Below are 23,250 nucleotides of genomic sequence, written 5' to 3'. Positions count from 1 at the left end.
CATTCCTCCTATAGTTAAACTGTGGCGACTAATGTTTGTTGCAATTGACGGTTGATAGCATTTAAATACGCTTTAGCACTTGCTTCTAATACATCTTGGGAAGCATTTCGTCCAATGGTGTCTCTGTCATCAAAACGTAGTTTCACGACAGCTTCACCCAGAGCATCTCGCCCTTTTGACACCGATGTGACACGATAGTCAAGTACGCGAACGGTCCCAGAAACCACTTTTTCAAGTGTATTGAAAATCGCTTCTACAGAACCTGCTCCAGTATCAGAAACCGTTACAACTTCTCCAGTCGGGCTCGTTACACGCGCTGTTGCCGTCGGAATATTAGAAGTACCGTATTGCACTTGAACGCTTTCCAACACATAGACAGGTACATCTTCTGCTTGTACTTGTTGATCTGTTAAGAGTACAAATAAATCCTCTTCAGTTATTTCCTTTTTACGATCTGCAAGATCTTTGAATGCGACAAATGCTTTTGCATAATTTTCGTTCGTCAATTCAAAGCCCATTTGTTTTGCTCTGCTGATGAAAGCATGTCGGCCAGAATGTTTGCCAAGAACCAGTTCTGTAGATACTTCCCCAATCATTGCAGGCGTGATAATTTCGTATGTCTCTGGATTTTTCAGCATGCCATCTTGATGAATCCCAGATTCGTGCGCAAATGCATTTTTTCCAACAACCGCTTTATTCGGTTGGATAATTACACCTGTCAATTGACTCACCAGCTGACTCGTGCGTTTCGTTTCTTTTAATACAATTCCGGATTCCGTTTGATAATAGTCTCCGCGAATTTTTAGAGCCACAGCAATTTCTTCAAGTGCTGCATTTCCAGCGCGTTCTCCGATTCCGTTGATCGTCCCTTCGATTTGAGTTGCCCCGTTCTCGATGGCAGCCAGTGAATTCGCTACTGCAAGTCCCAAATCATCGTGACAATGGGCTGACAGTTTCACCTTTTCGATTCCTGGAACTGTTTCACGAAGGTAGTGGAACAATGCCCCGTATTCTGAAGGCGTGGCATAGCCAACTGTATCCGGTATATTAATCGTTGTTGCACCAGCTTTTATAACCTCGGTGATGATGCGTGCAAGAAATTCTTTATTCGAACGTGTGGCATCTTCTGCTGACCACTGTACGAGCGGGAAATATTTTTTCGCAAGCTTTACGGACTCGACTGCAATTTCAACTACTTGGTCCGGTGTTTTTTTCAACTTGTATTCCATATGGATTGGTGAAGTCGCGATAAACGTGTGTAGATGAGGTTGCTCGCCGTACTTCAACGCCTCAAAAGATGTCAAAATATCGGATTGAACTGCGCGTGCTAAACCTGTAACAGTAGAGTTTTTCACAGTTTGAGCAATTTGCTTCACTGCTTCAAAGTCCCCGTGGGATGAAGCAGGAAAACCTGCTTCAATGACTGCGACTCCAAACCGCTCCAATTGACGTGCTATCTCTACTTTTTCTGCCGTGTTTAGATTGATACCAGCAGATTGCTCCCCGTCTCGTAATGTTGTGTCGAAAATATCAATTTTGCCCACTGGTCACCACTTCCTTCTTCGGTTGTTTAGCTGCTTGCACAAACGGCATCATTTCACGAAGCTTGGCACCTACCTCCTCGATCTGATGTGTAGTTTCACTTTCTTTGATTCGTGTATAATTCGGTCGATTTTGTTCATTTTCTTGAATCCACTCTTTTGCAAATTTCCCTTGCTGGATATCTGTCAAAATGTCTTTCATACGCTGTTTTGTATCTGCATCAACTACACGAGGCCCCGATACAAAATCTCCCCACTCAGCCGTGTCTGAGATCGAGTAGCGCATTCCTGTCATACCCCCTTCATACATTAGGTCTACAATTAGTTTTAACTCATGCATTGTTTCGAAATAAGCAAGTTCTGGCTGATACCCAGCTTCCACAAGTGTTTCAAATCCAGCTTTTACAAGTGCAGTTAGACCCCCACATAGTACGGCTTGTTCCCCAAAAAGGTCTGTTTCCGTTTCTTCTTTGAACGTCGTTTCAAGCACTCCTGCACGTGCACTCCCAATTCCTTTTGCATAGGCCAGTGCGAGTTCTGTCGCTTGCCCTGTAGCATTTTGATGGACTGCGAACAGCGCTGGAACACCTGCTCCTGCTTCATAGGTTCTACGCACTAGGTGGCCTGGTCCTTTCGGTGCCACTAGGAACACATCTACCCCTTCAGGAGCTACAATTTGATCAAAGTGAACATTGAATCCATGTGCAAAAACTAGTGCTTTTCCTTCTTTTAGGTGCGGTTGAATTTCAGCCTCGTATACCGCTTTTTGTCGTTCATCTGGAAGGAGGACCATGATGACATCCGCTTGTTCAGCGGCTTGTGCAACTGTTGTGACTTGCAGACCATCTTCTTTTGCTTGATCAAAAGACTTTCCAGGACGAACACCCACCACTACTTGGAAGCCACTATCTTGAAGGTTGCGCGCATGTGCATGCCCTTGTGATCCGTATCCGATGATTGCCACTGTCTTTCCTTGTAATACCTGTTCGTTGATATTTTGGTTATAATACATGTTTGTCATTTTCCATTCCTCCTAGTAGGTTAGTAATTTAATTGGTGTCTGTACTTTTTGGTGCTCACGAGTAAATGCCGTCACACCTGTTCGTGTTAATTCTTTAATTCCATAGGGTCTAACAAGTTCTACAAAAGCATCAATCTTATCAGGGCGTCCCGTCAGTTGATACGTTACGACTTGTTTTCCAGCATCGATTATCTGTGCTCGGAAAGGTTCAATTAGTGTTGCGAGCTCTAGTCGCTTGGTGGCACTTGCTTGGACTTTAATCAAGGCGAGCTCGCGTTCTACCAGCGCTTGGTCCGTCAAATCCTGTACTTTTAAAACATCAATTTGTTTTTGCAGCTGTTTCAACAACTGCTCAAGTTTTTGTGCATCTTCAACATGGACAACAAACGTCATTTTCGAGATAGTTGGTTGTTCAGTATGGCCGACTGTCATACTTTCAATATTGAATTGGCGTTTCATCATCAAACCTGTCACACGGTTCAATACGCCGCTTTGATTCAGGACAGTAACAGTAATGATTCGTCTCAAAACGGCTTCACTCCAATCATTTCATGCAATGCTTTTCCAGGTGCTACCATTGGAGTCACCGGTTCTAGTTGCTCGATTCTACAATCAATTAATACGGGTTCATTCGAAAGCAAGAGTTCTGGAAGCAATCGCTCGGCTTCTTCTAACGTCTCAAGCTTTACACCTTGAATGTCATAGGCGTTTGCGAGCTTCACAAAGTCTGGCTGGACAGGCATCAAGCTCTGAGAAAACCTTTCTTCATAAAAGGACGTTTGCCACTGCCTTACCATTCCGAGACTTTGATTGTTTAAGATAAGGATTTTGACCGGCAATCTCTTTTCTTGAAGAAGCGACAACTCTTGTAAGGTCATTTGAAAACCCGCGTCTCCTACAACAGCAAGTACTTTCTCATCTGGAAATGCGAGCTGTGCACCGATTGCTGCTGGGAATCCAAAGCCCATCGTGCCGAGCCCTCCTGATGTGATCCATTTATGTGGTGCCGAAAAGCCATAATACTGAGCTGCCCACATCTGATGCTGCCCGACATCCGTTGCTACAATTGCTTCCCCACGTGTAACATTTCGTGCGATTTGCAAAATATGTTGCGCTTTTAATCCATCCTCTCTGTAGTGAAGTGGATAGTGCTGCTTACTGATTTGCTGTGCTTCTTGCCAATCAAAGCTTGTAGTCGGGTTGTACGTAAATTGCACCAATTCCGATAGAGCCGTTTTTGCATCCGCCACAATTGGGATGGACGTAGGTACATTCTTGCCGATTTCAGCGGGATCGATATCTACATGAACTACAGTTGCTTTCGGTGCAAACTCTGCTAGGTTGCCAGTCAAACGGTCATCAAATCGTGCACCGATATTGATGAGCAAGTCACATTCTTGTATCGCCATATTCGCTGTGTACGTGCCGTGCATCCCAGCCATTCCTAAAAACTGCGGATGGTCGGCATCCACTACACCCAAACCAAGTAAAGTTGAAACAACTGGCATTTTTGTTAGCTCGAGAAATTGTGCTACTTCTTGTGTTGCTTTTGAAGCGAGAATCCCTGCTCCGACCAACAACAAAGGTCGTTGCGCATGATTGATCGCCTCAGCCACTTTTTGAATTTGTAAATAATTCGGTTCAGTCGTCGGTTGATATCCAGGTAGATGAATCGGTTCAACTTGCCAGTTGAGCTGCTGGGCCGCGTTCGCTGCCAGATTTTTAGGGATATCAATTAATACCGGTCCCTGTCGTCCTGTCGAAGCGATATGAAATGCTTCTCGTACAATTCGTGGGAGATTTTTTGCATCTTTTAATTGATAATTATGTTTGGTGATCGGTTGCGTAATACCAATAATGTCTGCTTCTTGAAAAGCGTCTGTCCCGATTACCGTGCTGGCTACTTGTCCAGTAAAGATAACGAGAGGCAATGAATCCATCATTGCATCTGCAATCCCTGTTACTAGATTTGTTGCACCAGGACCCGATGTAGCAATGACTACCCCCGGTTTTCCAGTTACGCGTGCATATCCTTCTGCTGCGTGTATAGCACCTTGTTCATGACGCGCTAAAATATGAGGAATTGGGTTGCGATACAATGCGTCATAAATCGGCAGTACAGCTCCTCCTGGGTATCCGAAAATCATTTCAACCTGTTGTTCGTGTAGCAGTTCAATCAGCACGTCTGCACCTGAAAGTTGTTTGAGTTGCTGTTTATCCGCCTGCATGACCATTGGTATCACTCCTTTTTAGGTATAAAAAAAACCCTATGCAAATGAACAGAGATGTTCCTTGCATAGGGATGAATTTGACTTCATGGTACCACCCTACTTCACAGCTTTCGCTGCCTCGTGTGTCACTAGTTAACGGTGTGATCCGGAAGGACTTACTAGTCGATGACGTTCATCCTTCGCTCAGAGGGGATGTCGATACAAGGGGCTATACCGGTTTTCAGCACCACCGGCTCTCTGCAATAGTCCACACTTGATCTTTTACCTCTTCAACGCTTTATATTTTCATAACGCCACCTGTACTTGCAGAAGTTACAAGTTTGGAGTAGCGAGCTAAATAACCTTTTTTGATTTTTGGTTCGAAAACTGGTAATTGTTGCTGGCGCTTTTCTAAAATTTTCTCATCTACATCATGGTGTATCGTGCGATTAGGTAGGTCGATCACAATCGTATCGCCATCCTCTACTAAAGCAATAGGACCTCCTTCTGCTGCTTCTGGGGAAATGTGTCCAATTGAGATTCCACGCGACGCGCCTGAAAAGCGACCATCTGTAATTAAAGCAACCTTCGTTCCTAAACCACGACCTTGAATCGCCGAAGTAGGTGCAAGCATCTCTGGCATTCCTGGCCCACCCTTTGGTCCTTCATATCGAATCACAACAACATGCCCCTCTTGCACACGTCCATCGTCAATTGCTTGCTGTGCATCTTCTTGGGAATTAAAGACGATTGCCTTCCCTTCAAATGTTTGAATGGAGGGATCCACTGCCCCAACTTTAATTACTCCTCCATCCGGAGCTAGATTTCCGAATAGAACTGACAAGCCTCCTACAGGACTATAGGGATTGTCTTTTGGTCGAATAACGGCAGGATTTAAGATTTTTGCATCCTTTACGTTTTCAAATACAGATTTTCCTGTGATTGTTAACCGGTCTCCATGAATCCCACCTGGAATTTCACAAAGCTCTTTAATGATTGCTGATAATCCTCCTGCTAAGTGAACGTCGTGCATCGAATAATCGCTCGCTGGCATAATCTTTGCAAGATACGGAATTCGTTTTGCTACCTCGTTAATCTGTTCCATCTCGTATGGGATTTCTGCTTCATGCGCAATGGCAAGTGTATGCAGCACAGTATTTGTCGAACCACCCATTGCCATATCAAGTGCAAACGCATCATCAATTGCATCTTTTGTGACAAGGTCACGCGGTTTCACATCGTCTTCAATCATCCGTAAAAGGTGTCCAACGGCTTCTTTTATCAAACGATGACGTTCTTTTGATGTCGCTACGATTGTCGCATTGCCTGGGGGTGTCACACCTAAAATTTCCATTAAGGAATTCATCGAGTTTGCTGTGAACATCCCTGAACACGACCCACATGTTGGACAAGCATTTTGTTCAATATCGAGCAACTCTTGCTCTGACATCTTCCCTGACTTATACGCCCCTACCCCTTCAAAAACAGACGTCAATGAAAGAGGTTTACCGTCTGCAGATTCCCCAGCCTCCATAGGCCCTCCTGTTACAAATACTGAAGGAACGTTGGTACGCACAGCTGCCATCAGCATGCCTGGTGTAATTTTGTCGCAGTTTGGGATGTAAAATACTCCATCAAACCAGTGAGCATTGATAACGGTCTCTGCTGAATCAGCAATTAGCTCCCTGCTTGGAAGAGAATAGCGCATCCCAATGTGTCCCATCGCAATTCCGTCATCTACCCCAATTGTATTGAATTCAAAAGGTACGCCACCTGCTTCCCAAATCGCTTCTTTAACAATCTCAGCGAATTGGTTCAGGTGTTTATGTCCTGGAATAATATCAATGTATGAGTTACAAACTCCAATAAATGGTTTTTGAAGATCTTTCGTCTTCACACCAGTCGCATAAAGTAGACTACGGTGTGGCGCTCTGTCGATTCCTTTTTTTATCATGTCACTTCTCAACTGCATCACCATCTTTGTATGTAATATCCTGCAATATGAAATATATTGCAATTATCATACAATCCACAAATGCCTGTGTCAACGCCCTTTTCTAGAATTATCAGTTTTTTATGAAAGTTTTGAATTGGTGTAATCGCTTACAACTGTTGCATAGTGCGCGGTCCTATTTTTATTCTTTTTTTAAAAAAGTTTCTGCTAAACAAAGCCCTCGCACAATTTGTACACCATTTTGTTTGGCTATATACGCCGCTTGATGAAGTGTTGTGCCGGTTGTATAAATGTCGTCGACTAAATAAATTTCTTTAGGTGGGGGTTCCGTTGAAATCCAGCGAAATGGATTGGAAGATACAAGTCGTTCAGATAATGTCCGCTGGGATTGATTAGTTGCATCTACCTTCATTAGAAGATGTTGCGTTGATTTTTTGGGCAGAAATGCTTCGACGTGTGGGAAAGTTTTAGAGGGAGATGTAGCATGATAAATAGGAATCGGCATATAGGGACCCCGAGTGAAATGATGACTAAAAACCCTGCTCAGAGCGTGATCTCCAAGACGCTTGTACTGATGAAAATAGTCTTTCATCCACTCATTGTATTCATAGAGACAGGTGACCGAGTCTAAACAATCTTCAAGTGGTGTACCTTGAAAGTAGGTACGACTGGGTGTACTTTCAATATAATTAAATTTCAAGTGGCAATCCTTGCAAGTTGGCGGCTGTTTTCCCGTAACAAGAGCATACCAACTGATTTCATGATAGGTGGTTCCACAAAGTAAACAGTTCATAGCGCATTCAACTTTTCAATTTCTTTTTTCGCTCTGTGCATTTCTTCCGTTACGCCTCTATGAAAGAATACGACATCTCCTGTTGGTGCATCAGCAGCTCGCCCTACTCTTCCAGCAATTTGAATCAATGCTTCTTTCGTAAAAATAGCTTGTTCAGCCCCCACAACGGCTACTTGTAAATTCCGAATCGTGATGCCTCTTTCCAGAATGGTCGTTGTGAGTAGTCCAGGTATCTTTCCATTACGTAATAGTTGTACATAGTTTTTTCTCATTGGATGTTCAGCGTGAACACGTTTTAAGTCTCCTGGAAATTCTTCTAGCATACGGACGCTTGGAAAAAATACAAGAAATGGACAATTCGACTCGATTTGTTTAGAAATCCAGTTTGCTAACTTTGGAGGGATTTTTTTGTTTTTTAAACTCTTTTCATAGGTGAGTAATTTCTCATAGCGTGGGACAGGTAGCGGGTGTTGGTGAAATCGTCTCGGCAATACCGTTTCAGTATCAAAGAGAAGGTTTTTCGTTGGAGTGGCCGAAATCATATGGATTACACCGTCAGATTTCAATGATTTTTTTACTGCTTTCACAAGTGTCTGATCTGCTGAATAAGGGAAAGCATCCGCTTCATCGATAATCACAACATCGAAAGCTTCATGAAATCGATAAAGTTGATGTGTGGTAGCTAGTGTTATCGTTCCCAGGCCTAAAGGTTTTTCTGACCCTCCATACAAACTGTCGATTCGACAATTTGTAAATGCATCTTGAAATCGCGGTTCGAGCTCTAGAATGACATCTGTTCTTGGGCACGCAACTGCAATACGTTTGTTTAACGTGAGCAGATGCTGAATTGCTCCAAACATAATTTCCGTCTTTCCGGCTCCGCAGACGGCATTCACAAGATGACTTTTCCCTTGATTACAACTTACAATCCATTCGTCTACTGCTCGACGTTGGTCAGTTGAGTAGGACCCCTGCCAAGTAAACAAAGGTGTATCTTGGATAGAAGATAGTGTTCCCTTCCACTTTAGAAGTTGGGTGCACTGGGCGACTTTGCCCATAGATAGACAATGACGACAATACGTACAATTTTTTGCGCAGTTTAAACAATAGTGGGTCGCAAACTTTTTTGGATCAGTAGATTGACAACGCATACATTGAAAAATTGGGGATTTAAGCATGGAGAATCTAGAGGGCGTTATCGCTTTTACACCTGGATAACTTACGATGAGGTCCTGTTCTACTAACTGTTGAATCTCGTTGTCCGGAAGATGAATCGTTTTTCGGTCTTGAATTTTCCCTTCGAAGTACTCTTGATAGTTCATGTAGCTCTCCTTTTTCCATCTTGGAGGCTTCTCTCACACGTATCATAACAATCCTTCTGACTCACTTGCAAATTATGTGAAACATCAAAAACCGCACCCGCTTAAGTAGCGGATGCGGTTTGGATTAATCACGAATAAAATAGACACTTGTCACTAACCAGTTCCCGTCCTCTTTAGCGAAGACAGTTACTTGTCGACCTGAACTAGAAAATTTACCACCAGTCGAACTCTGAGCCAAGTTGATTCCGATGTTTGCGTAAACTTGTGCTTCTTGTTCTGTATAGTTGATGATGGTAACATCTTCTGCAATGCGCTCTGTGTCATATTGTTCGAATGTATCTTTCACGAATTGATGCTCTGTTTCATAGCTAAAACCTTTTGGTTCGCTCGAAATTACAGACATGTACGTATCAATATCTTCTTCATTGAATGCTTCAATATAAGTACTAAATGCCTCTAAGATTGCTGCTTGTTCTTCTTGCGGAACATTTGCTGCTTCTTCTATAGATTCGCCAGACATTTCAAATCCTACTTCAGTTTGTTGTCCTTCTGTCGATTCAGTATTCTCAGTGGCAGAATGTGTTTCAATTTGTCCTGCTCCTTGAGGCACTAAGTCGCCAGCTGAACTTGAATTGACTTCTTCATCCTGTGATGAACAAGCGGCTAAAAGTAGAAAACTTATGAGAGCGAGAAAACCAAATTTTACAAGTTTTTTCACGGGTTCATTCCTCCTGTGCTAGACGTATTTTGGCATAGTTTTGACAAGGAATCAAACAGAATCTCCTATTGTCAATAAACTGTCGCTTTTTGTTGGAACGTCTACACACTTTATACGACGTGATTCGTTTTGGAAGGTTCCTTCCCTCTCTCTCCTCATTTTTAAATAAACCCTATATAAATCTTGTTGAATTACACGTTTAGCTCCATTCCGGGGCTGCTTTTCGAGGGCGTGGCGATCTGGGTGGAGGGATTTCCAATTATAATCAGCTCAGAGTAACTTTATTTCACCTTTGAAACGCCACTAAAGGAACTGAGCGAGCGTTCATCGGACGAATAGAGAATTTATTCTACCCTACTCCCGATTTATTCTACCCAAATCGAAATTTATTCTACCGAAGTCATATTATGGAAACTAATTATCTCACAGCCCGAGTGTTTTCGTTCAAATACAAACAAAAAGCACCCCTTTAAAAGGGGTGCCTGGAAATTAGCGTACTTCTACCCAGCCGTTTTTAATTGCTGTAACAACCGCTTGTGTACGGTCATTAACATTCATTTTTTGGAGAATACTCGATACGTGGTTTTTCACCGTTTTCTCCGAAATAAATAAAGTCTCTCCAATTGTACGATTGCTCTGACCATCTGTGAGCAATTGCAATACTTCACATTCACGCTTCGTTAACAAGTGGAATGGGCGGCGAATGTCTGTTTGATGGAAATTCCCTTTATTCTCACGTTCACTTAAACGTTTAAACTCATTCACAAGGTTTTTGGTAACTTTCGGGTGTAAGTAATTCCCGCCCTTATCCACAACTTTAATCCCTTGGACGATAGCATTAGCGTCCATTTCTTTTAGCATATAGCCAGAAGCGCCCGTTTTCAAAGCCGTTGAAACAAATGATTCATCATCATGTATCGACAACATGATTACCTTTGCCTCTGGGTAGTGACTGATCAATTCAGCTGTAGCTTCAATTCCGCTTTTATTCGGCATATTGATATCCATTAAAATAATATCAGGGCGGTAGTTCTCGTATAGATGCACTGCATCTGTACCATCGTCCCCTTCTGCTACTACCTCAAACGTTTCTTCAAAATCTAAAATTCGCTTTACTCCTTCGCGGAATAATTGGTGATCATCTATAATTACAATTTTCGTCATATGAATATCCTCCTATATCAGCAATGCATTTATCATTCTTATTCCTCATTCATTGCCTCATTAAACGTTCATGCGACTTCTTTTACAAAGTAAGCCAATACCACGTATAATAAGACGATCTTGTCGCATAAAATGTTCCCATTTCTAACTCCTGCACGAGTTAGAAGTTTTGTAGGTACGTGATATACACTTCTATCTTCTAGTTTTCAACTCCTAGTTCGGATGTGCACTTCTGTATCTCAAGTTACTCAAATTAAAAACCTGACAGAAACCATTATAGCACTAATTTCCCAATAACATATTAAAATTACGTTACAGAACGATTTCATTTCACTAAAGGAGTATGCAATGAATTCTAATTATTATACAATCAAAAAGTCGTCTTCCCATGAGATTGTCATTCAAAGATCTCGCTTTATTTGTCATTTAAAACGGACAGATTCTGAACAACAAGCGCAAGAATTTATCAATGAAATACGTACACAGCATAAATCTGCAAATCACAATTGTTTTGCTTACGTGATTGGCGAAAACAATGCAATTCAAAAGGCTGGAGATGATGGGGAACCTAGTGGCACAGCAGGCGTTCCTATGTTAGAAGTTCTAAAAAAACAAGACCTTCGAAATGTGACTGCTGTAGTTACTCGTTACTTTGGTGGAATTAAGTTAGGCGGCGGTGGATTGATTCGCGCCTATGGAAGTACTGTATCTGAAGGACTTAAACATACAGGAATTGTTCAACGTGTACGTCATCAGCTCTATAGTGTAGAAATTGATTACACCTTACTTGGCAAAGTTGAAAATGAATTGCGTCAAAATGTTTATAGACTGGATGAAATCAGGTATACAGATAAGGTAGAACTATTGGTTTATGTTAATGAAAAAGACACCCAAGTTTTTGAGGATTGGATGACTTCTTTGACAAGTGCTACATGTAAATTCCACCAGCAAGCCATCCATTACCTGGAATTTGATAAACATGACACGGAATTATAAATGAAGATTTTAAAATCTTCAGGAGGCGTTTAAAAATGAATAGAACACAAACAAAAAAACGATCGAAAAAGCGCACGATTATTTATTCGTTTTAATCTTGTTCGGAACGGTGGCAATCTTATCTGCTACTTATGGCGTGTATTTGACAAAACGTGCCGAGGTTGCTGCAGAACGTAGTTTTGAAGCGCTAGCCGATCGCGCGAATGGCTCTGAATTAAGAGAAGAGGAAGTTGAACCTTTAACTGACAATGTATCCATTCTCTTTGTAGGAATTGATGACAGCGAAAAACGCAGTGAAGGACAAGATTCAAGTCGGTCTGATGCCTTAATGGTTGCAACACTGAATAATGAAGATAAGTCCATTAAACTTGTGAGTATTCCACGTAACTCTTATGTGTATATCCCAGAAGTCGGTTATGAAGATAAAATTACACACGCGCATGCATATGGAGACACACGAGCTTCAATTGAGACAGTCGAAGAGCTTTTGGATATTCCAATAGATTATTATGTAAAAATGAATTTCAATGCGTTTATTGATACTGTGGATGCCCTAGGCGGCGTCAATGTCGACGTTCCTTATGATCACTTGGAACTTGATGAAAATGATCAATACACAGTCGAATTAAAAGAAGGTCGCCAGCTATTGGATGGTCGAGAAGCTTTGGCACTAGCTCGAACACGTAAACTTGACAATGATATCGAACGTGGAAAACGACAACAAATGATTTTAGAAGCGATTATTCAAAAAGCTGCTTCTGCTTCCTCGTTTACACGTTACGGAGATGTCATCGATGCTGTCGGAAATAATATGAAGACCGATTTAACATTTGATGAGATGCGTTCATTTTTCGATTATTTGACGAAAGGACGCCCCCAAGTGGAAACACTTACCTTAGAAGGATATGATGATATGACAACAGGCACATATTACTGGCAGCTAGATCAAGAAAGCTTAGAAGAAACATCCTCTATTCTTCAAACTCATTTAGATTTAAAACCGGGTTCATCTGAATTTGCACAAGATGCAACAACTAACTAAAGTCTAGCCTTCCCTCTGCGGAAGGCTTTTTTCATGGAGTGACAGCGAATTTTGAAAATGGTAGTCTAGAATGGGGAGGGATTGACATGGAAACATTGCTTTACGAACAAAAAGAACACCTGGCGGTTGTCACTTTGCATCGACCAGATGCGATGAACGCGTTTAATTATGATATGCTCTCAGAACTTGGTCAAGTGGTCGATGCTATTCGCATCAACCCAGATATTCGCTTAGTGATTTTTAGGGGAGCTGGCGGACGTGCGTTTAGTGTTGGGGCTGACCTCAAAGAACGAAAGACATTAACTACTGAACAAGTAAAACGAAATCTATACAAAATTGGTGAGGTTTTTACAACAATCGAAAACTTGCCCCAGCCTACAATTGCTATGATTGATGGGTTTGCATTTGGTGGCGGTATGGAGCTTGCTCTTGCTTGTGATTTCCGTATTGCCTCACAAAAAAGTGTAATGGGTCTTACAGAGACTAGCTTGGCCATCATTCCTGGGGCTGGAGGGACACAACGTCTACCTCGTTTGATTGGGGAATCCAAAGCTCTTGAATTGATTTTAACAGCTAGAAAATTGACTGCCGAAGAAGCACATTCTTATGGTTTACTTACGCAAGTCGCTCCAGATGACGCCCTTGTGGATCAGACAGAAGAATTTGCACTTTCGATACTTTCGAACGGTCCTGTCGCTTTAGTTCAAGCGAAATTTGCTGTAAAAAATGGTATGAATGCAGATTTGCAAACAGGCCTTCAAATTGAGCGAAAAGCTTATGAACTTACGATTCCTACAGAAGATCGTGTGGAAGCATTGCTTGCCTTTGGTGAAAAGCGGAAGCCACAATTCAAAGGAAAATAAAATTTATGCTAGGTAGAATTGAGTTTTACACAAGAATAGTTGTAGTATCAAACTTAAAAAGTGTGTAGGGGTGACTCCAGCGGGATTAAAAGCGGAAGCTGAGACCTTGCTTTAGATGTGGAGAACGCCGCTCTAGAAATTCCGAGGAAATCAGACGTGCCCATGAAGGCGAAGTTCAGCCTTTGTGGGTGCGGCTGATTCCGGAGTGTATTTCTGGCGTTCGCAACTCGACCTTGGCTCAGCCCGCGCCCGCGGAACGCTTCCCCTGCACACCATACAACATTCAAAAGGAGTTTCTCGACTGGACTGAGAAACTCCTTTTGCGCACTATAAAACATAGTAAACTTTCAACTTAAAGGCGATTTACGAACCACCCTGTAATTTCTTCTAAACGCGCAATGCGTAGGTTTGGCAGACCTGTACGAGAGAGATTGTGATCCGCATTCGGGAATCGCACAAACTCCGTCTCTTTCCCCATCCGCTTCAAGGTGATATAAAGTTGTTGTGCTTGTTCGATTGGACAACGTAAATCATCTTCACCATGTAAAATCAATAAAGGAGTAGTTACATTTGCCGCATACTTGAGTGGAGAATGGTCCCATAGTTTATCGATATCTGTCATATCACTTTGAATTTGCCATTCCGTAAAATAATAGCCGATATCTGAGACGCCGTAGAAGCTAATCCAGTTCGAAATAGATCGCTGTGTTACAGCTGCTTTGAAACGATCTGTGTGGCCGACAATCCAGTTTGTCATGAAACCGCCGTAGGACCCACCTGTCACACCAAGACGATTTGAATCAACCCACTCATACTGCTCTACGACATAATCAACTGCTGCCATGATGTCTTGATAATCATTGCCACCATAATCACCGCGCACGGCATCTACAAATTCTTGGCTGTAGCTATGACTTCCGCGCGGATTGATATACAGGACACCGAACCCTTGTGATGCCAGTAGCTGCATCTCATGGAAAAACGTATTTGCATAAAATGCATGAGGCCCACCATGAATATTTGTCACAAGTGGCACTTTCCCCTCTTGTGCTTCAGGTGGTTTGATTAACCAGCCATACACTTGCCAACCGAGTGGTCCTTCAAAGACAATCGCTTCTGGCTCAATTAACTGCTTCGTCTCCATGTAGTCTTTGTTATGATTTGTTTTTTGTTTTCTCTCTCCACTTTGAATCTCGAGAAAAATTAACTCACCAGGGAATACGGGATTACTCACAGTTACAGCAAGTGTAGTTGCGTCTGCATTCACTGAATATCCATAGACATGTTCATTTTCACCCGTTACTGGATAAATCTGTCCATCAAGAGCCGCTGCGTAAATGCGCACGTCTCCTTGTGTGGAGAGTTGGAAATACAGATGATTGTCTTTCGTCCACACAACAGATGGCGCACTTGCTCCTTGTTGTACATCTGCTACGACATAATCGCCTACTGGTGCATCTAGACCTTCTGTAAGACTTTCTACTGTTTTTGCTTGTAGATCATATACATAGACGTTCGAATGCGTCGCGTTTTCAAATGTGCGATTTGATCCTACAAATGCCAAATAACAGCCATCTTTAGAATATGCAGCGCCTCCATAATATCCAGGTTCATTGGTTACAGCAGTTTTAGTTTTAGTTTCAACATCTGCTAAATACACGGCAGATTCAAACACTTGATCATCTTCAAGCGTAGTTGATGAAATCACGAGTTGTTTTCCATCGGGTGAAACCGCTTGAACAGATTCGTTTTTATGTTCATTTGACCATAACTCAAGGTTTCCATCGAGTGAAATCCTGCCGATTTGTGAATACTTCGAGTGATCCACAAGACCGCCGCCATCTTGAATGTATTTCATCTTCTTTGCTGTATAGGTTTTTGGAAATTCATCCTTTTTTTCTTCAGGTTTTTCCCATCCTGTTTCGTCATCATAACGTGCTGTAATCCATAGAGTTTGTTCTGAAGGATCCCATTCATAACTAGAAACACCATATGGGAGTGTTGTCAGTTGGCGGCTTTCTCCTCCTGCAACTGGCAAAATATAGAGCTGATTTTTCTCATTCCGGTTAGACAGAAATGATAAATAGCTTCCATTTGGGGACCATTTCACCGATGAAATTCGGTCTTTTTGATGTGTCCATTGCACTGGCTCGCCTGTGACCGTTGTTACATATATACTGCTTTCATATGTATTTTTTTCCGCATTGATTGCAGTGGCTACATAGGCAACTTTATCTTCTGTTGGGTGAAAGACTGGAGCCGCAACAGATGTAATTTCTGTGATATCTTGAGCAGTTACTTTTTGTTTCGTCATAAGACACACTCCTTTTATTTCGGTTATCAAAATACCTTCTCAGTATACTTGAATTTATTTAAATCGCCAAACTATTCATACAAAAGATAATAAAAAAACCAGCTCCCTCCCCTATTTGTGTACTAGGGAGAAAACTGGCAATAGTATTAGTTTGTAGTGGATTGTTCTTTTAATGTACGGCGGAGAATTTTTCCTGTTGTGTTCTTCGGAAGTTCTTCAAGTATTTCGATTCGAGTTGGAACTTTGTATTTCGCAAGCTTTTCACGGCAGAATGCTTCTACCTCGTCTGTTAAAAGTGCTGTGTCTTTTAGAACTACAAATGCCAGCACTTGCTCACCAAAGTTTAGATCTGGTACGCCGACTACAGCTGCTTCTAAAATTCCAGGATGCGCGAACAACACTTCCTCCACTTCACGAGGATACACGTTGTAGCCTCCAACGATGATCATATCTTTTTTACGATCAACGATATAGAAGTACCCTTCTTCATCTTTTCGTGCAAGGTCTCCTGTATATAACCACCCATCACGAATTGCATTGGCTGTTTCTTCCGGCATGTTGTAATAGCCTTTCATTACATTGGGGCCTCGTACAATCAGTTCTCCAACTTCTCCTACAGGTAACTCCTCACCAAGTTCATTTACAATTTTGTTTTCCACATTGATGATGGATGTACCAATGGAACCTGCTTTTCGTTCACGGTCTAGTGGATTGAAACACGTTACTGGAGAGGCTTCTGATAAACCGTATCCTTCTGAAATACGCACGTTAAATTTGTCTTCAAAATTATGAAGTAGCGCTACAGGCAGTGATGCTCCACCCGAGATGGCAAGTCGAACAGTTGAGAAGTCTGCTGGATCTGCATCTGGGAATTGATATAAGAAATTGTACATCGTAGGTACGCCTGCAAAGACAGTTGCCTTTTCTTCTTTAGCCACTTGGAATACATCTGCTGGTGAGAATTTTGGTACTAAAAGTATAGTAGACCCCGTAACGAGTGGCGCGTTTACAACGACCGTCAATGCAAATACATGGAATACAGGCAATGTCGCAAGCACCCGGTCATTTGGCGAAAATTGTAGATATTCTGCAACATCTCGAGCATTTGAAAAAATGTTTTCAAACGTCAACATCGCGCCTTTTGGATGACCTGTAGTTCCTGATGTGTATAAAATAATAGCAGTATCATTGTCCGCTACTTCTACCGGAGCAATCATCTCCCCTGCTTGAACTAATACTGAAAACGGTTTCACTTTAGCTTGTAAAGATTCTGGAAGTGCACGCAGCTTATCCCCTGTTTCAGGTGTTGTTTCACAGATGATGTATTGTGCCACTTTTGGGAACGCTCCTGCAGCTTGCTCTACGAATGGCAATAACAAATCAAGAGCAATGACTACCTTTGCATCGCTATTTTTGATAATGTAGGAAATTTCATCCGGTGTATAAATCGGATTGATCGGTACTGCTGTAGCACCCAAACGCATTGTTGCATAAAGTGAAATCAAAAAATGAGGTGTATTTCCTAATAAAAAGGCAACATTGTCTCCTTTTTTAACGCCAAGAGTTTGTAATGCTCCTGCAAATTTTGCGACTGTTCCTTCAAACTCTGCATAAGACGTCTCTTTCCCCATGAAACTGTATGCTGCTTTCGTTGGATTTTGCACAGCCTGTTGCTGTACGCGTGAAACTAGACTCATAGAATTCCCCTTTCAAATTGAATGAATAGTCATTCATTTCATAGTTTTCATTCTACTAAAAATTCCACCGAATAGCAATGTTAAAAAAAAGCCCTCCAAAAGGAGAGCTTTACTCATCATTTAATTGAAGATGCGCTAAATAGCGCCAACGAATCAAGAAATAATATGCTGCTTGAATGGTTGTGAATACGCCAAGTACGATTAGCATTTCCATCGCAATGGACAGTGCTGCAATATCGACCCAAACTGCCTGTAAAAATAAAAATGAGAAGGTAGCATGGAGCATAGCAAGTCCCCACGGTAAGAAAAACTGCGGATATAACTGGCGATCTGCAATCATACGCAATTCTTGGTTTGTCAGTCCCATATGTCGTAATACTTCAAACTGTCGTCTATCTTTCTCGAGATTTGTGTAGAACTTAAAGTAGATAAAGCTGCCCGCCGCAAGAATTAGTACAGCAGCTACTAAGAGTCCAGTGACAAGTAAAAGCGAGAATGTGGAACTAATATACGAATAGTTGAGTCCTGGGTTATCAAAGTAAAACGGCAGCTGTTCTCCTGTTTCGTAGGAGGCAATCATTTCCCGATCGAGATCCAAACCAATAGCATCTGTTCGTAACCAATCAGGTACGTGAAACGCAAATATTGTTGTCAAATTTTCATCCCATCGACCATAGAGATAGGCATTTGAAATTCGGTCATAATCTTCATCCGACAAAATATAAGCCGGGCCGTCAAAAGCGGCTTCTGGTAGGGGGAAGTGCATATAGCCTTCTCCCACATGAAAATAAATTGTATTTTCTCTGAGGTGAATCAATTGCTGGTTCGCCTCGTTCACCGGTTGACCAAATCGCATCCCTTCCCCTGGCTCAAGATCAATCAAGGGTTCCTTTAATACAGCGGCTATTGTATTGATGTCGGTTTCACGTAATAAATGAACCGGGTCATTTGTAGCGGCAGATGTTTGTTTTACAATCGGTGCAGTCAAGAGAGTATAAGTTAAGTTTTGCTCGTAAAAGTCTGCAGTCAAACCCGCGATATGTTGGCGCTCAAAAGGGTTTGTCGCTTCGCTCAAATAGAGTACACTGATGGGATTGCTTTCTCTATATTGATTTGCAAAGCTAGTTAATGAAGCAACCACCCCAACTGAGATTATAGCTAAAGTCGAGACCATCGTCACAATAAAGTACATACGAGAGTTCTCACGAATCTTTTCAATGGCATCTGAAAACGTCACAATACGCGTTGATCGCCAATATACATTTTTATGATTTCGTAACGAATAGATTAAATACAACATTCCATCTTTAAAGAAATAGTAGCTTCCCCAGATCGCACAGAGCACGATCACTGGTGACCACCACACATTCATAGTAAACAAGGAGTAAATTACGAGACCATAGGCGACAGAAAGCAAACCGAATGAGACCCATGCCCCAACAGTAGAGTAATGTGTCGACTCACTAACGCGATTTCCCCCAATCATTAACTGAACAATCGGGCTCTGCCTAATAAACACGCTTCCTGCAATTGAAATAATGATAAAAAGGGTGACAAAGACAACCGTCGTTAGTAAAAAGGGCTCTAGACTGAAGTAAAGAGGCAGACTTTCAAGAACAAGCATGGCACGAATGATCATAAAGAAAAACTTCGTGAAAATGTAGCCAAAAAAGAGCCCCGTTGCTAATGCGAAAATCCCTAAAATCATTGTTTCCGTAAAGACTAAACGCTGTAGTTGACCACGATCCATTCCCAGTTGCTGCAAAATCCCAAATTCTTTGGATCGAGCCTGTAAAAAAGCACTCAAAGAATACAATAAAAAAAACAATGTGAAGATGACTAACACGACATCCGCTACAGCCATCCCCATAAAGGCAATGTCTTGTATGAATTGATTTTCAATGGATGGATGGAATAATAACATGGAATAAATAAAGAACACCATGACAGAAAAGCTGCTCGCCATAAAATACGCCGCATAGACCCTGCGGTTTCGCACTACATTACGATAGGCGAACTGTAGAAAGGTCATTAACGTTCCCTCCAAGTAGCGAGAGTAGATTTAAAATACGCTGGAAGAATGTTTGGCGTAAATCATCTTTGTAGATTTCATTGAAATATTCCCCATCTTTAATAAACAGCACCCGGTCGCAATAGCTTGCTGCAATCGGATCATGTGTCACCATAATAATCGTGGTATCCAATTCTCTGTTCACCCGTGTCAATAGTTCCAACACATCTTTCGAAGCTTTCGAGTCCAAGTTTCCGGTTGGTTCATCTGCAAGAAGGACTGTCGGTTGATGAATAAGCGCACGTCCAATCGCTGTTCTCTGCGCTTGTCCCCCAGATAATTCATTTGGAAAATTAGCACGCACCGATTCAAGATGAAGTTCCGTGACAAGTTCATCTAAACGTGTCTGCATTTCAGAAACTGTTTGATTTGCGAGTGTCAGTGGCAATACCATGTTTTCTTCTACTGTTAGCGAAGGTAGTAAGTTGAAATCTTGAAACACAAACCCCAAACGTTCTCTCCGAAATAAAGCAGATTGCTTCGCTGATAACGATTGTGGGTCTTGCCCATCAATTGTTAAGGTCCCAGAGGTGGGTTGATCGATTGTGGAGAGTATATTTAAAAGCGTCGTTTTGCCCGAGCCCGAAGGACCCATAATGGCCAGGAATTCTCCTTTTTCCACTTCAAATGACAGTTGATTAATGGCAGAGTGTGCAACTTTCCCGTCGTAGATTTTGGTAATATGATTTGCTTTAACAACTGCCATTTTAGTCCCCTACTTTCTCATAATCCCCAAAAGTCAATGTAACCGTTGTTCCTTGATTAACTTCTGACTCAATTGTCAGCTCATGACCGAGCTTTGTACTTACCTCATTTGCAATGTATAGACCCATACCTGTCGATTCGCCTGTTTTACGCCCATTTTCACCTGTAAAGAAAGCGCGCGTTACACGTTTTAAATCACTCTTTGGAATACCAATTCCTTCATCTTTGACGATTAACCGACAATCGGACTCGCCACATGAAGTCGACACCCAAATTTTGGATTGCGGAGTAAACGAATACTTGACCGCATTTGTAATGAACTGAGATATGACGAATTGAAGCCACTTACGGTCTGTGGATACGACTAGACTGTCATCCACTTCGACCACAGGAAACACTTGTCGTTTAATAAACAACCGCTTGTTTTCATTGATTACGGATGTCACCAGTTCACTTAAATTTACTTTTTCAATCCGTAGATCTTCTTCAAATGTATCAAGACGCGCATTCATCAGAACAGCTTCTAATGCTTTTTTGATTCGCTCCGTTTCTTCACTGACAGATTGACTATCTAATTTTTCATCTTGCTGGGCCATCATCTCAATGACTGCTATTGGCGTCTTCATTTGGTGAACCCAACCATTCATAAATTGTAAATGTCTTTTTTGGGCGGCGTAGAGACGTTGTACTTCCTGCTGATACAACCGGTACAATTGTTGCCAGTAAAGTTGCTCTTGTTTCTGTTCTGGAGACGGGTAAATTTTCTCTAATAAATCTTCCATCGCCTTAGGTGGTGTGAGCAATCGTTTATAATACTTGTACTTTCGTAAATACAAATAAAAATGGACGAGTAGCGTTAAAATAATTGTTAATACAACGACATATATCATTGTATTAATAGATTGATAGCCGTCTAAGCTGTACAGTAAAATTCCTAAAAATGCAATGAATACAGGAAACAAAAGAGAGATAAGGTGTTCACGTATAAATAAACGGATCACGTCATCCTTCCTCCGGATGAAGGAGCAATCGGTATCCTGCTCCGCGCACTGTCTCGATGGTTGATTTCACACCATAGTCCGTAAGTTTCTTCCGGACGCGGGTCATGTTCACATTGAGCGTATTTTCATCTACAAACGATTGGTCGTCCCATAATTCTTCAAGCAACCGTTCGCGTGATACTACTTTTGGATGCTGATCGAACAATAACTCCAATATAACGCATTCTTTTTTTTGTAAAGGCACGATTGTCCCCTTGCAATCCAGCTCTAGTCGCTCCATAAATAATGTCATACTACCAAGCTTTACTGTGCGCTCCTCTTGCTTCACTGCATATTCACCGTAAGTTCTTCGTATATGACTCTTTATTTTAGCTAAGACGATTTCATAATGAAATGGTTTCGTGATGTAGTCGTCTCCTCCATTTTCAATCGCAAATACTTGGTCCATTTCAGATGTACGTGCCGAGACAAAAATAATAGGGCAGGTCGTCACTTGACGCAGTTCGCGGCACCAAAAATACCCGTCATACGTCGGAAGATTAATATCTAACAAAATTAAGTGAGGATTCCAGACAGCTGCTTCTTCCGCAATCTTGTCGAAATCTTCAACTACACGTGTATCATATTGATATCTAGCAAGCATTCCTGCTAACATCTCAGCTATTTTCACGTCATCTTCTACAATAAATATCCGGTGTTTCTCCAAATTCGTCGCCTCCTTATAAAAAAACAGCTCTCCCAAGGACTGAGTGAGCATGTTTAGTTTCAACGCATATTAATAAATAAGAGATAAAAATTCTTCACGTGTAATACCACCGAAGTACGTCGGGATATCAATATCTGCGAGCGCTTCATCGATTGCTTTGCGTGAGTAGTCGATTCCTACCAAACGTTGTTCAACGTCGGCCATGTCCCCTACTCCAAAGAAGTCACCAAAAATCGCTGCATCTTCAATCTTTCCTTTAGTCACTTGAAGCTTTAAGTCAATTGACCCTGGAGCAAAACGCTGTGTGTGATCCAAGTTGAACTTCGGTGATTTCCCAAAGTTCCAGTCCCACGCTTGGTAGCGCTTTTCAGAGAGCTTATGGATATTTTCCCAGTCTTGTTCGGAAAGCTCTTGGTAGACAATGTTTTGTTCTCCACCGAAGATAGAAATCAAAAGACGCTTCTTAAATTCTTCTATCGACATAGGTTGCTCTAAGAATTCAGATATGTTTGCAACACGACTGCGAATCGATTTGATCCCTTTTGACTCGATTTTATCTTTTCGTACCTTTAAAGCAGATACGACGGCATCCATTTCCGAATCGAACAGAAGTGTTCCGTGACTAAACATACGGCCTTTTGTTGCAAATTGTGCATTGCCAGAAATCTTTCGGCCTTCAGCCATAATATCATTACGCCCACTAAGCTCTGCGTCAATGCCCATTTCTTTTAACGCATCTACAATCGGTTGCGTAAACTTCTTAAAGTTCCGGAAGCTCTCCCCATCATCTTTTGTGATGAAACTAAAGTTTAAATTCCCAAGATCATGATACACTGCGCCTCCACCTGACAGACGACGAACCGGGATGATTCCATTTTGCTCTACAAAATCTGTGTTGATTTCTTCTACTGTATTTTGATTGCGTCCAATAATAATTGACGGTTGGTTGATATAGAACAGGAAGAAAGAATCTTTTTCCACATCCATTGTAGTCAGTGCATATTCTTCAATCGCTAAATTTATACGAGGATCTGTAATTCCTTTATTATCAATAAAAAGCATTGTCAAAACTCCCTTCATAAGTATTTTACATGATTCTGAAAGTTTTGGGTTGACAAAGTTATCTGTGTTA

The 23,250-nt window shown here is 41.7% G+C and carries 19 protein-coding genes and 1 other annotated feature; of the genes, 3 read left to right on the top strand and 16 right to left on the bottom strand.

Translation table 11 applies throughout. The annotated features are described in order from the left end of the window. Positions 1-14: 14 nt before the first annotated feature. The 9 genes from ACF3OH_RS04700 to ACF3OH_RS04660 form a co-directional block, all read right to left on the bottom strand. Positions 15-1,544, bottom strand: coding sequence for a 2-isopropylmalate synthase (locus ACF3OH_RS04700; RefSeq protein ID WP_392456021.1), 1,530 nt, complete (start codon positions 1,542-1,544; stop codon positions 15-17). Further along, a complete protein-coding gene (ilvC, locus tag ACF3OH_RS04695; RefSeq protein ID WP_392456019.1) occupies positions 1,531-2,562 on the bottom strand; it encodes a ketol-acid reductoisomerase in 1,032 nt (343 codons plus the stop codon). The genes ACF3OH_RS04700 and ilvC overlap by 14 nt, the downstream gene beginning before the upstream one ends. Positions 2,563-2,574: 12 nt before the next feature. Next, positions 2,575-3,090, bottom strand: a complete 516-nt coding sequence (gene ilvN, locus ACF3OH_RS04690) for an acetolactate synthase small subunit (protein WP_392456018.1) — start codon at positions 3,088-3,090, stop codon at positions 2,575-2,577. Beyond that, positions 3,087-4,796: a biosynthetic-type acetolactate synthase large subunit gene (ilvB, locus tag ACF3OH_RS04685; RefSeq protein ID WP_392456017.1), complete on the bottom strand. Its 1,710-nt coding sequence runs from the start codon at positions 4,794-4,796 to the stop codon at positions 3,087-3,089. The genes ilvN and ilvB overlap by 4 nt, the downstream gene beginning before the upstream one ends. Positions 4,797-4,857: 61 nt before the next feature. Beyond that, positions 4,858-5,075 (bottom strand) — a binding site (T-box leader). Then, on the bottom strand, positions 5,071-6,738 hold the full coding sequence (gene ilvD / locus ACF3OH_RS04680) for a dihydroxy-acid dehydratase (RefSeq protein ID WP_204588843.1): 1,668 nt from the start codon (positions 6,736-6,738) through the stop codon (positions 5,071-5,073). It overlaps the preceding feature by 5 nt. Positions 6,739-6,907: 169 nt before the next feature. Continuing rightward, positions 6,908-7,426, bottom strand: a complete 519-nt coding sequence (locus tag ACF3OH_RS04675) for a ComF family protein (RefSeq protein ID WP_392456016.1) — start codon at positions 7,424-7,426, stop codon at positions 6,908-6,910. An 89-nt stretch (positions 7,427-7,515) separates the two neighbouring features. Beyond that, the gene (locus tag ACF3OH_RS04670) at positions 7,516-8,841 is read right to left on the bottom strand and encodes a DEAD/DEAH box helicase (protein WP_392456015.1); all 1,326 of its coding nucleotides are present in this window, start codon (positions 8,839-8,841) and stop codon (positions 7,516-7,518) included. Between the two features lie 124 nt (positions 8,842-8,965). Then, a complete protein-coding gene (locus ACF3OH_RS04665) occupies positions 8,966-9,559 on the bottom strand; it encodes a nuclear transport factor 2 family protein (protein WP_392456013.1) in 594 nt (197 codons plus the stop codon). 489 nt (positions 9,560-10,048) lie between these two features. Next, complete coding sequence (locus tag ACF3OH_RS04660; protein WP_392456011.1) at positions 10,049-10,723, bottom strand: response regulator; 675 nt, start codon at positions 10,721-10,723, stop codon at positions 10,049-10,051. A gap of 348 nt (positions 10,724-11,071) precedes the next feature. On the opposite strand from ACF3OH_RS04660, the gene ACF3OH_RS04655 reads away from it, so the two are divergent. The 3 genes from ACF3OH_RS04655 (at position 11,072) to ACF3OH_RS04645 (ending at position 13,624) form a co-directional block, all read left to right on the top strand. Then, on the top strand, positions 11,072-11,719 hold the full coding sequence (locus ACF3OH_RS04655; RefSeq protein ID WP_392456010.1) for a YigZ family protein: 648 nt from the start codon (positions 11,072-11,074) through the stop codon (positions 11,717-11,719). A 136-nt stretch (positions 11,720-11,855) separates the two neighbouring features. Next, positions 11,856-12,761, top strand: coding sequence for an LCP family protein (locus ACF3OH_RS04650; protein WP_392456701.1), 906 nt, complete (start codon positions 11,856-11,858; stop codon positions 12,759-12,761). A gap of 86 nt (positions 12,762-12,847) precedes the next feature. Continuing rightward, positions 12,848-13,624 (top strand): enoyl-CoA hydratase-related protein, encoded by a 777-nt coding sequence (locus ACF3OH_RS04645; RefSeq protein ID WP_392456009.1) that lies wholly within the window; start codon positions 12,848-12,850, stop codon positions 13,622-13,624. Between the two features lie 352 nt (positions 13,625-13,976). On the opposite strand, the gene ACF3OH_RS04640 is transcribed toward ACF3OH_RS04645, so the two are convergent. The 7 genes from ACF3OH_RS04640 to ACF3OH_RS04610 all read right to left on the bottom strand — a co-directional run bounded on the left by ACF3OH_RS04640 (position 13,977) and on the right by ACF3OH_RS04610 (position 23,180). Continuing rightward, on the bottom strand, positions 13,977-15,938 hold the full coding sequence (locus tag ACF3OH_RS04640; RefSeq protein WP_392456008.1) for a prolyl oligopeptidase family serine peptidase: 1,962 nt from the start codon (positions 15,936-15,938) through the stop codon (positions 13,977-13,979). Between the two features lie 146 nt (positions 15,939-16,084). Then, on the bottom strand, positions 16,085-17,635 hold the full coding sequence (locus ACF3OH_RS04635) for a fatty acid--CoA ligase family protein (RefSeq protein WP_392456007.1): 1,551 nt from the start codon (positions 17,633-17,635) through the stop codon (positions 16,085-16,087). Positions 17,636-17,744: 109 nt separating this feature from the next. Continuing rightward, a complete protein-coding gene (locus ACF3OH_RS04630; RefSeq protein WP_204588835.1) occupies positions 17,745-19,667 on the bottom strand; it encodes an FtsX-like permease family protein in 1,923 nt (640 codons plus the stop codon). Continuing rightward, the gene (locus ACF3OH_RS04625) at positions 19,639-20,412 is read right to left on the bottom strand and encodes an ABC transporter ATP-binding protein (RefSeq protein WP_204588834.1); all 774 of its coding nucleotides are present in this window, start codon (positions 20,410-20,412) and stop codon (positions 19,639-19,641) included. The genes ACF3OH_RS04630 and ACF3OH_RS04625 overlap by 29 nt, the downstream gene beginning before the upstream one ends. A 1-nt stretch (position 20,413) precedes the next feature. After that, the gene (locus ACF3OH_RS04620) at positions 20,414-21,412 is read right to left on the bottom strand and encodes a sensor histidine kinase (RefSeq protein WP_392456006.1); all 999 of its coding nucleotides are present in this window, start codon (positions 21,410-21,412) and stop codon (positions 20,414-20,416) included. Position 21,413: 1 nt separating this feature from the next. After that, a complete protein-coding gene (locus ACF3OH_RS04615) occupies positions 21,414-22,118 on the bottom strand; it encodes a winged helix-turn-helix domain-containing protein (RefSeq protein ID WP_392456004.1) in 705 nt (234 codons plus the stop codon). A gap of 69 nt (positions 22,119-22,187) precedes the next feature. Then, on the bottom strand, positions 22,188-23,180 hold the full coding sequence (locus tag ACF3OH_RS04610) for a lipoate--protein ligase (RefSeq protein ID WP_204588831.1): 993 nt from the start codon (positions 23,178-23,180) through the stop codon (positions 22,188-22,190). Positions 23,181-23,250 lie beyond the last annotated feature (70 nt).

The sequence above is a fragment of the Chryseomicrobium aureum genome, from assembly GCF_043182735.1.
Classification (GTDB): Bacteria; Bacillota; Bacilli; order Bacillales_A; family Planococcaceae; genus Chryseomicrobium; species Chryseomicrobium aureum.
The sequence above is the reverse complement of the archived record's forward strand: the minus strand, read 5'-3'. Positions and strand labels throughout refer to the sequence as shown.